General features: G+C 34.1%; 10 protein-coding genes. 4 read left to right on the top strand and 6 right to left on the bottom strand.

Annotated features, from left to right (window positions below):
* Positions 1 to 15 precede the first annotated feature (15 nt).
* The 4 genes from Q7P22_RS11355 to Q7P22_RS11340 all read right to left on the bottom strand — a co-directional run bounded on the left by Q7P22_RS11355 (position 16) and on the right by Q7P22_RS11340 (position 3526).
* On the bottom strand, positions 16 to 366 hold the full coding sequence (locus Q7P22_RS11355) for a hypothetical protein (protein ID WP_303864242.1): 351 nt from the start codon (positions 364 to 366) through the stop codon (positions 16 to 18).
* Between the two features lie 17 nt (positions 367 to 383).
* Complete coding sequence (locus Q7P22_RS11350) at positions 384 to 1346, bottom strand: thiamine pyrophosphate-dependent dehydrogenase E1 component subunit alpha (RefSeq protein WP_303864240.1); 963 nt, start codon at positions 1344 to 1346, stop codon at positions 384 to 386.
* 304 nt (positions 1347 to 1650) lie between these two features.
* Positions 1651 to 2322, bottom strand: coding sequence for a GntR family transcriptional regulator (locus tag Q7P22_RS11345; RefSeq protein WP_303864238.1), 672 nt, complete (start codon positions 2320 to 2322; stop codon positions 1651 to 1653).
* A gap of 265 nt (positions 2323 to 2587) precedes the next feature.
* Positions 2588 to 3526, bottom strand: a complete 939-nt coding sequence (locus Q7P22_RS11340) for a 3-hydroxyacyl-CoA dehydrogenase family protein (RefSeq protein WP_303864236.1) — start codon at positions 3524 to 3526, stop codon at positions 2588 to 2590.
* A gap of 368 nt (positions 3527 to 3894) precedes the next feature.
* On the opposite strand from Q7P22_RS11340, the gene Q7P22_RS11335 reads away from it, so the two are divergent.
* On the top strand, positions 3895 to 4854 hold the full coding sequence (locus Q7P22_RS11335) for a DMT family transporter (RefSeq protein ID WP_303864234.1): 960 nt from the start codon (positions 3895 to 3897) through the stop codon (positions 4852 to 4854).
* A gap of 234 nt (positions 4855 to 5088) precedes the next feature.
* Here the strand turns inward: Q7P22_RS11335 and Q7P22_RS11330 are convergent, their stop codons facing one another.
* Positions 5089 to 5394 carry a LysM peptidoglycan-binding domain-containing protein gene (locus tag Q7P22_RS11330; protein WP_303864232.1) on the bottom strand — a complete coding sequence of 102 codons (306 nt, stop codon included), beginning with the start codon at positions 5392 to 5394 and terminating at the stop codon, positions 5089 to 5091.
* Positions 5395 to 5537: 143 nt separating this feature from the next.
* On the opposite strand from Q7P22_RS11330, the gene lexA reads away from it, so the two are divergent.
* The 3 genes from lexA to Q7P22_RS11315 all read left to right on the top strand — a co-directional run bounded on the left by lexA (position 5538) and on the right by Q7P22_RS11315 (position 8254).
* A complete protein-coding gene (lexA, locus tag Q7P22_RS11325; RefSeq protein ID WP_303864230.1) occupies positions 5538 to 6155 on the top strand; it encodes a transcriptional repressor LexA in 618 nt (205 codons plus the stop codon).
* A 176-nt stretch (positions 6156 to 6331) separates the two neighbouring features.
* On the top strand, positions 6332 to 7201 hold the full coding sequence (locus Q7P22_RS11320; RefSeq protein WP_303864228.1) for a methylenetetrahydrofolate reductase: 870 nt from the start codon (positions 6332 to 6334) through the stop codon (positions 7199 to 7201).
* Between the two features lie 306 nt (positions 7202 to 7507).
* The gene (locus Q7P22_RS11315; protein WP_303864227.1) at positions 7508 to 8254 is read left to right on the top strand and encodes a peptidylprolyl isomerase; all 747 of its coding nucleotides are present in this window, start codon (positions 7508 to 7510) and stop codon (positions 8252 to 8254) included.
* A gap of 106 nt (positions 8255 to 8360) precedes the next feature.
* Here the strand turns inward: Q7P22_RS11315 and Q7P22_RS11310 are convergent, their stop codons facing one another.
* The gene (locus tag Q7P22_RS11310; RefSeq protein ID WP_303864225.1) at positions 8361 to 9179 is read right to left on the bottom strand and encodes a glycerophosphodiester phosphodiesterase family protein; all 819 of its coding nucleotides are present in this window, start codon (positions 9177 to 9179) and stop codon (positions 8361 to 8363) included.
* Positions 9180 to 9378: the final 199 nt, after the last annotated feature.

Raw genomic sequence — 9378 nt, 5'->3', positions numbered from 1 at the left:
ATTTATATTTTGTTGTCATCTAATGATTAGCGGCATGGTTGCCTTTCCGCCGTACATATATCTAATTTTTGCTGCTTGGTTTAATATCTGATCCATTGCAACATATGTAAAATCCATATACATTAGTTCTACGATTGGTTTCATCCCTGCTAAGGCGGCACCTACGCCTGCACCTACAAATCCTGCTTCTGAAATTGGCGTATTTCGTATTCTCTCAGGGCCAAATTCATCGATGAGCCCTCTTGTCACGCCAAACACTCCGCCTAACTCTGCTACATCTTCTCCCATTAGGAATATTCTATGGTCTCGTCTCATTTCTTCAGCTATGACTTTAGTTATTGCTTTTGCGTATGTCATTTTACTCATGGTTCTATCCCCTTTCCTTATCCTTCATAAAATACGTAATCCATTACAGTAGACTCATCTGGAAATGGACTCTCAAGCGCAAATTTTTCTGCATAGTTCGTGTCTTCTATAGCTTGTTTTTCAATTGCTTGCAGTTCTTCTGCTGTGGCAATATTATTTGAAATCATATATTCTTCTAGTCTCTTAATAGGACATTTTTTCTTCCACGCTTCTATTTCATCTTTTGTTCGGTAATTTTGAGGATCTCCTGTCCAGTGTCCAAGCCATCTGTATGTCTTGCATTCAATAAGAGTAGGTCCCTCTCCCTTTCTTGCTCTTTCTGTAGCTATTTCTACTACTTCATTAATGGCTATGACATCGTTTCCGTCAACCGTATAGGCTGGCATATTATATCCTTGACCTCTAAGGCTAATGTCTTCTACTGAAGTACTCTGCCACAATGGTACAGAAATGCCATAACCGTTGTTTTCGCATACGAAAATCACAGGAAGTTTCCATACAGATGCTAAGTTTAGAGATTCATGAAAAGTCCCTTCATTTGATGCTCCATCTCCAAAAAACGTAACCGCAACTTGATCTGTACCTCTTAGTTTTGCAGCTAAAGCTCCTCCTACTGCAATGGGCATACCTCCACCTACAATAGCATTAGCACCAAGGTTTCCTTTTGTCACATCGGCAATATGCATAGAGCCTCCCCTACCGCCACAGTAACCAGTGGATTTTCCCATAAGTTCTGCAAGAGCAGGTGCTAGCTCCGCGCCTTTTGCAATACAGTGACCATGTCCTCTATGAGTACTTGTAATATAATCAGCATCCGTTAGTAGAGAACAAACCGTTGATGCTACCGCTTCTTCCCCAACATAGAGATGGACAGAGCCTCTCAACTTATCTTTCTCAAATAGTTCCAATGCCTTCTCTTCGAATTTTCTTATTTCTTGCATTTTTTTGTAAATCCAAAGCAATCGTTTTTTATCAATCATTATACACACTCCTTCATAAATAATAAGTTTTCATATATTATATATAATCGATTATGTTTAATATATCATATATGTTTTAAACTGTAAATCAATTTATCAAGAGAAATGATCATTTTATTTTCCATTTCATTTGTAGATAAAGCGCTGACTTTCTTTAGCTTCCACCTCACAACGAACACTTTTGTGCTTAGCTATGTATTTCCTACTAAAAATGCATACCCGCACTTTCACCCTTTATATTGCGCCCATGCTGGTGCACACTAAAAAAGGGCTGTCTAATATATAGATAACCCTTTTAATTCAACTAACTATCTGCTAAATTCTTTTTTGCCTCATCTCTTAATTCCTCTATATGAGCACGAACCCTTCTAACTGCCTTCTCTTCATCTCTCTCTACTATAGCTTCATAGACATCATCATGTCGATCTGCTAGATTGAGCAATGTTTTTGACGATATATTAGTACTAAGATGTGTCCATTCTATAATATTACATTGTTTCCACAATTTTAATAACATATCATTACCAGAGGACTCAATAATTTGTTGATGAAAAGACGCATTTTTTTCAATAAAAAGGTACTTATCACCATCTTCTGATGCTTTTTTCATTTCGTCTATTGTTGTCTTAATTTTAGCTAACTTTTCATCTGTAATAAGCTTAACAGCTTCTCTAATACCAAGAATCTCTAGACTAATACGGACTTCATAAGCATCCACTACTTCTTTAGCCGTGATTTCCCTGACAAATGTACCATAGAAAGGTTTATTCTCAACTAAACCAACCATCTCTAGTTCTCGAATCGCTTCTCTTACAGGTGATTGAGACACCCCCAGATCTCTTGCCCACTTCGTCTCGACAATTCTCTCACCAGGTTTTAATACTCTATTTATAATTGCATTTTTCATATATTCGTAGATTTCATCCCGATATAATGTTCGCTCTTTGAGCAAAGGTCTTATTCCCATCTCTTCCATTACAATCCTCCTGTGTCCTTAATCATTCATTATCCATAAGTGAGATAGTAGAAAATAACTATTTGAGCCTTTCTATACTCTCTATAGTATTGCTAATTCCGTTATACAAATGTAATGATATAAATGCATTTGAATATATATTATACCATATAATTTACAATTTAAGCCAACATTTTAAATTTAATCGATAATCGTTAGTATTTAATGTATACTTACCAAAAACCTCCTAACGCTAGATTACGTTAGGAGGTTTTTATACTAACTACTATTCTTCTGGCAAAATCCAGTTAAAAATATTCAAATAAGGTGCGCTAGCTCTTTTTCTGAAATCTTCAATGTCTTTCTTCGTCCAGTCATAGACACCTTTTCCGGTCTTATACCCTAAATCTCCTGCATCATGGCGAGTTCTTATGTAATCTTGTGTCGTTTCTGCATTACATAGTGTTGGAAAAAGGTAATCTTCAATGCTTACAATCATATCTAGCCCTGCGTAATCAAAGTGTTCAAATAAGCCAATAGAAGTGTACCTAGGTATAAAACTAGACCTTAACGTTTTATCTATATCTTCTGGAGAAGCAATCCCTTGCTCTACCATATAAACTGCTTCTCTGTACAATGCATGTTGAAGGCGATTTCCAATAAAACCAGGTGCATCTTTCATCATCACTGCTACTTCTCTACCTACAGATTCTAAAAACTCCACAATAACTCTAATCGTTTCATCGCTGGTATACGGACTTTTTACAACTTCTACACATGGTACAAGATGAGGTGGATTCCAAGGATGGGCTACTAACAGTTTGTCTTTTTGAATCATTCCTTCCGCTAAATCTTCAGATGATAATGCGGAGGTCGTAGAAGCTACAACTTTAAATTGCTTACAATGCTTTTCGATTTCATTGTAGACAGCATATTTTACTTCTTTTTTCTCTATTACGCATTCAAATATTACATCAGCATCAGATAAATCACTATACTCTTCTGTAAAATTCAGTAAAGATGCACATGCCTTAATTTGCTTTTCCGTGACTAAACCCTTTTCTAACAAATCTTTATAATATGTATCATATCGTTTTTTTCCAACATGTGCATCTTTTGCAAGTACCGTAGTCCTATAGCCATTACCCGTAAACAACACAGCTAAACTAATCCCAATCATGCCTTTTCCTATGATTGCTATGTGATTAATCGTCTCCAATTTCATACTAATCCCCCTTAATCATTATACGAATGACCCTAAATAGTTTTGGTCATTGTAGCTTATTTAGTATAATATATTATATATAATCGATTGTCAATATTCTATTAAAATTACAACATTAATCGACATAGATGGCGTTTTTTTGGATATTATGCTATTTCCAAAGAAATTATTTGTTTCCTTAACCTCAATATCTTACTATTTCATACGTTATATTCTACAATGTAAACGCTAAACTTCAAACTTTACATTTATATCTCTACACTTCATGTTTTACTTGTAGTATAATTCCTTTATGCCATCATGGATTGTACGGAAAATACTTCTTCCTTGCCACATATGAGCAAATACACAAAATAAGAGGTAGTACTATGAACACAGAAATTTTTTTTACAAAACGACGAAACATCATCATAATTGCTGCACTTTGTGCTTTCTTTTGGGGTAGTGCCTATCCTGCAATAAAAATTGGATACGATATCTTTCACATTTCCCCTAACGATATTCCTACAAAATTAATCTTTGCTGGATATCGATTCTCTCTTTCTGGAATTATGGTATTATTGATCTCTTCTGTAAAAGAAAAGGCATTAAAACTTCCATATAAAACTGATTTTTCAAAAATCTTGATTCTAGGTTTTTTCTTGACAACAGCACAATATATTTTCTTTTATATTGGTCTAAGCAATACTACAGGAGTAAATGGTGCTATATTAAATGGAACAGGCACCTTCTATTCTGTGGTCCTCGCCCATTTTATCTACAAAGATGATCACTTGAACATGAGAAAAACGCTCGGCTGTTTTTTAGGTTTTATAGGAATTATTATTGTGAACTTTTCAAGCGATTTTCGCTTTGCGTTCAACTTTTTCGGAGATGGTTTTATTATAATAGCTGCTTTAATCAGCTCCTCAGCAAATATCTACAGTAAATCCTTGAGTCGTTCAATAGATATTCTTACCCTTACAGGATTTCAACTGCTTTTTGGCGGAATCCTTTTAGTCGTTCTTGGATATTTAACAGGTGGTAGCCTTACAGGTTTTACCCTAAAATCTACAAGCTTATTAATATACATGGGTTTTTTATCTGCAGCCGCATTTTCATTGTGGACTTATCTATTAAAATACAATAAAGTTGGAGAAATTTCCTTTTATAATTTTTTAATCCCAATATTTGGCACAGTACTTTCTTCCCTATTCTTAGGTGAACATTTTTTAAACACAAAAAATATCATTGCCCTTTTCTTGGTCTGTATAGGAATTTATATTGTAAATAAAGACGATGGGAAAATATATAATTGTAAAATAGTGAAGCTAAAGAAAACAAAATAAAAGTTATCAGTACCTACAGTTAAGAGAGACAAATCAAAAATTTGAACTTCATTAGTATATAGTTAAAAACAAGGTGGAATGAAAGCTACCAATAACGGTTTGACAATCTTGTGCCTATAAAGGTTGAAGTGCTGCCTTACTATCAGAACAGCCCGTTCAGAGCCACCTTGTTTTTAATCATGCCACTATATATGAGTTTGAATTTTCTAAATTAATATTAGATATATAAACTCTTTATTCTTGGATTGGAACTTGAATTGTTTGCCCAGGATATATGGTTTGATTCTTAATATTATTTACCTTTACAATCTCATAGACTACTTCTCTAACATCTCTATCGTTGCCTGTATTGATATCTGCAATCTTCCAAACGGTATCTCCTTTTGCTACAGTATAGTCCTTATATATGATTTTTTCCTCTCCAGAAACGGCGTTAAACATAAGCATAAACGCACATAGAAATGAAATAAAGAGCAAAAATAACGCTAATGTGAATCTTCTTTTATTGACTATGCGAACCCTTTTACCATTGAAATTCATTTAAATAACCTCCTACGTATCGAACACTTGTTCTTTGCCTTATTGTACAGGAACAGACGTTCCCTGTCAACAGTTTTTCGAACATTTGTTTGTATTCAGCTTTTTTTTATGTTATAATGAGAAAAAATATGGAGGTGTGTTATTTGCCTACTGAACTAAGTAAAAAACAACAAGAAATATATAACTACATCAAGCAAGAACTATATAATAGAGGATATCCACCTTCTGTCCGTGAAATCTGTACAGGTGTAAATCTAAAATCAACTTCTACAGTTCATGGTCACCTATCCAAACTAGAAGAAAAAGGATACATTAAAAGAGATCCTACGAAGCCAAGGGCTATTGAAATCATAAACCGAGATGAGAGATATAGCAAAATTAAAGAATTAATAGAGGTTCCTATTGTGGGCCAAGTAACAGCAGGGCAACCTATATTAGCTGTAGAAAATATCGAAGATACCTTTCCTTTGCCTGTCAGTTTCGTCAATAATAAAGAATGTTTTATGCTTCATATAAAAGGAACAAGTATGATTGAAGCAGGTATTTTGGATGGCGATTATGTAGTCGTTGAAAAACAAAACACTGCAATAAATGGGGATATTATAGTAGCGTTAGTAGATGATGACGAAGCTACTGTAAAACGTTTTTACAAAGAAAAGAACAAAATTCGACTTCAACCTGAAAATTCAGCTATGGAGCCAATTTATCGAGAAGATGTGTCTATTCTTGGAAAAGTCACTGGAGTTATACGCAAGTTGTAGTCAGGCGTTCAATCGTTAGAATAATTCATAAGCAAAAGGGCAACTATATTCATAGGAATATAGTTGTTTTTTTTAGCTAAAAGCGGAATGCAGAAATCGGAAATATATCCTCGCCTATAAGCTAGAATATGTTCTTTACTATTGTTCAACTATCGTTAACTAAAGGAGGTTATTTATTGAACATACCACAAATCATGAAAGAAAGAATGTCTTTTTCCTTTGAAGTCTTTCCACCAAAAGAGGATAAACCTATAGAACCATTGCTTAACACATTAGATTATCTATATAAATTTAACCCTGATTTCGTCTCTTGCACATATGGAGCAGGTGGAACAAATGCAGGGAGAAATGTGGAAATATGTAAAGCTATTAAGGATAGTGGCAAAACCATTCCTGTAACTCACTTTACTTGTATTGGCAACTCTAAAGAGAAGATTAAAAGAGAGTTGCAAAACTACTTAGATATAGGTGTAGATCATATTTTAGCTCTTCGGGGCGATTATCCTAAGGGCTGGGAAGGTACAAGAGGAGATTTTAATTATGCAAATGAACTAGTGGAATTTATTAAAGTTAATTTTCCACAATTTATAATTGCCATTGCTGGGGATCCTGAAAAACACGTTGAATGCCACAGTTTTGACGAGGATATTTCTCACCTGAGAGTAAAACAAGATTATGGTGGAGATTATATCATGACTCAGTTATGTCACGATGTAGACCAGTTTCAATGGTGGCGTGATAGATTGAATAAATCAGGTATTACATTACCTATAGATGTAGGTGTTATGCCAGTACTTGCAAAAGACCCAACTATTCGTATGGCCCTTTCAAATGGTAGCGGCATTCCAAGAGATTTAGCAGAAGTCATTGGAAGATACGGCGAAAATCCAGAAGATTTTAAAAAAGCAGGAATTGAATATACCGTCAAACAAATCTACAAATACATGAACGCTGGTATCGATGGCTTACACATCTATTCTTTAAATAAATGGGAAGATGTAGCTGAAATTATCACTACATCAGGCATCAGAAAAATGCACGACTAACAAACATCCTTATTTGTATATAGAATTATCCAGGTCGACCGTGATTATTTAAATTTTTTTAAGATAAACACTGTAATATTCTATAACTTACATGTCTACATTAATCTTTATTATCTTTAATAGAAAATAATCCTAAAGAGATGCGCTAATGCTAGAGACTAGCTGCTAACGACTGATGGCTAAAAGCGCCACAAGGCGCTTTTTAATAGACAGTAGCTTAGATTTCTGATATCATGAATTGTGTATAAGACTACGAGAAATCAATTTACTTATTTCTCATGATATTGAAAACAAAGGAGAAATGAAATGGAAAACAAAGTATTAGCTACTGTAGGAAGCAGAGAAGTCACTCAAAGAGACCTTATCTTTCTTATGAACAGCATGGATCCACAAATATTACCACAGTTTCAATCAGAAGCAGGTCAAAAACAATTAATTGCAGAACTTATCAATCAAGAGTTATTTTATCTAGACGCAATTAAACAAGGACTAGATAAAGATAAAAGATTTAAGATAGAAGCAGATAGATTACGCGATAATCTTCTTAAACAATTTGCATTAAGTGAGCTCCTTAACAATACACCTGTTTCTTCAGAAGATATTGCTACTTATTATGAAGAAAATAAAAATCAATTCTCTAGCCCTGAGCGAGTAAAAGCAAGCCATATCCTTGTAAAGAGTGAAGAAGAAGCTACAGATATTATAAAGGAATTAGAAGCTGGACTTTCTTTTGAGGAAGCTGCTGCAAAATACTCTACTTGCCCTTCAAAAGAAAGAGGTGGAGATTTAGATTTCTTTACAAAAGGTCAAATGGTAAAAGAATTTGATGATGCTGCCTTTACATTGGAATTAAACAAAATAAGCGAACCTGTAAAAACACAATTTGGCTATCATATTATTAAAGTGACAGATTCAAAACCAGCAGGAACAAAATCTCTAGACGAAGCAAAAAAAGAAATCGAACAAATTGTATTAGGGCAAAAACAACAAACTGCCTACATGAATAGAGTAACAGAATTAATGACTGAACACAAAGTCGAATTAAAGGTTTGATTTGAAATAAAACAATAGATGGTTAAGCAATTGTTTAAACCGAACTCGCCCACAGGCAAGTTCGGTTTTTCTCGTTCAAGCTTAGAGTGCCAAAGGCTCTTTCTTGTTAAGGCTCAAAACGTTCAAATATAAAGTAATCAAAACTTTCTCGTGCTTCCTCTAGAGCTTCTTTCGATTGTATAGTCCATGCAAAGGTTGGTACTTTATAAAGCTTTTTGCATAAAGAAAATGAAAACATTTTAGCATACTTGTAATTAAAAGCGATAAAATTTGGTTTTGTCAAAAAATTTAGGAGTAGGTTTTCTAGAGCAAAGTACAGTAGTTTCCCCTTATACTCTTCCTCTTTTAAAAAATTAGAAGCAAGCTGTCCTCTAATCACTTTAAGACGGTGCTCTTTAAACCACAAAAGGACTAATGGATTAAAGGACTCGATACAAAAATCCCCTTTGTATCGATCTAGTATTGGCGCAACAATATCACAGAGAGTAGTATCTTGATCTTCTACCTTTAATTCAACAATTATTGGAACTTTTCCTCCTACTAAACGGAGCACATCTTCAAAAAGGGGTATCTTTTGATTCGAACTATATAATCTCAATCCTTCAAGTTCACTGTACGTAAGCTCATTGACTTTTTTGTCTATACCGCACATTCTTTTTAAAGAATAATCGTGAAAAACCACAGGTATATTATCTTTAGACAATTGCACATCTAATTCGATTCCATAGTTTTTCTCTACTGCCTGACGAAAAGCCAGAATAGAATTTTCCGGCGGATGTACCTTCTTTTTATGTAAACCTCTATGGGCGTAATAATAACCTTCAAAAGGTTTAAAATTTGCTCGCCCACTTTTTTCAGGCTTAATTGCTAACAAATACAACATTACAAATAGAAACAAAATAAAGAACACAAAATATAAAAACATATCTCCTCCCACGACTTTAGGCACTAGTCGCTAGTCTTTAGCATTAGGGTATTCCTTTTCGATCTTCTTACTATAATAATTCAGAATATCCTCTCTACTCTTTTATAAAAACGAATATATCATTTTATATGACAATATTCTTAGGCATTACTATAGTTACTAAATAGAAGCTCTTTTCCCTCTCTACTAATGACTATTT

It is taken from the genome of Alkalibaculum bacchi (genome assembly GCF_937875145.1).
Taxonomy (GTDB): Bacteria; Bacillota; Clostridia; order Eubacteriales; family Alkalibacteraceae; genus Alkalibaculum; species Alkalibaculum bacchi_A.
This window is presented reverse-complemented; position numbering and strand designations above follow the sequence as displayed.

Coding starts and splice junctions, on each gene's coding strand:
- Q7P22_RS11355 (WP_303864242.1), bottom strand. CDS start 366: ATGAGTAAAATGACATACGCAAAAGCAATAACTAAAGTCATAGCTGAA.
- Q7P22_RS11350 (WP_303864240.1), bottom strand. CDS start 1,346: ATGATTGATAAAAAACGATTGCTTTGGATTTACAAAAAAATGCAAGAA.
- Q7P22_RS11345 (WP_303864238.1), bottom strand. CDS start 2,322: ATGGAAGAGATGGGAATAAGACCTTTGCTCAAAGAGCGAACATTATAT.
- Q7P22_RS11340 (WP_303864236.1), bottom strand. CDS start 3,526: ATGAAATTGGAGACGATTAATCACATAGCAATCATAGGAAAAGGCATG.
- Q7P22_RS11335 (WP_303864234.1), top strand. CDS start 3,895: ATGAACACAGAAATTTTTTTTACAAAACGACGAAACATCATCATAATT.
- Q7P22_RS11330 (WP_303864232.1), bottom strand. CDS start 5,394: ATGAATTTCAATGGTAAAAGGGTTCGCATAGTCAATAAAAGAAGATTC.
- Q7P22_RS11315 (WP_303864227.1), top strand. CDS start 7,508: ATGGAAAACAAAGTATTAGCTACTGTAGGAAGCAGAGAAGTCACTCAA.
- Q7P22_RS11310 (WP_303864225.1), bottom strand. CDS start 9,179: ATGTTTTTATATTTTGTGTTCTTTATTTTGTTTCTATTTGTAATGTTG.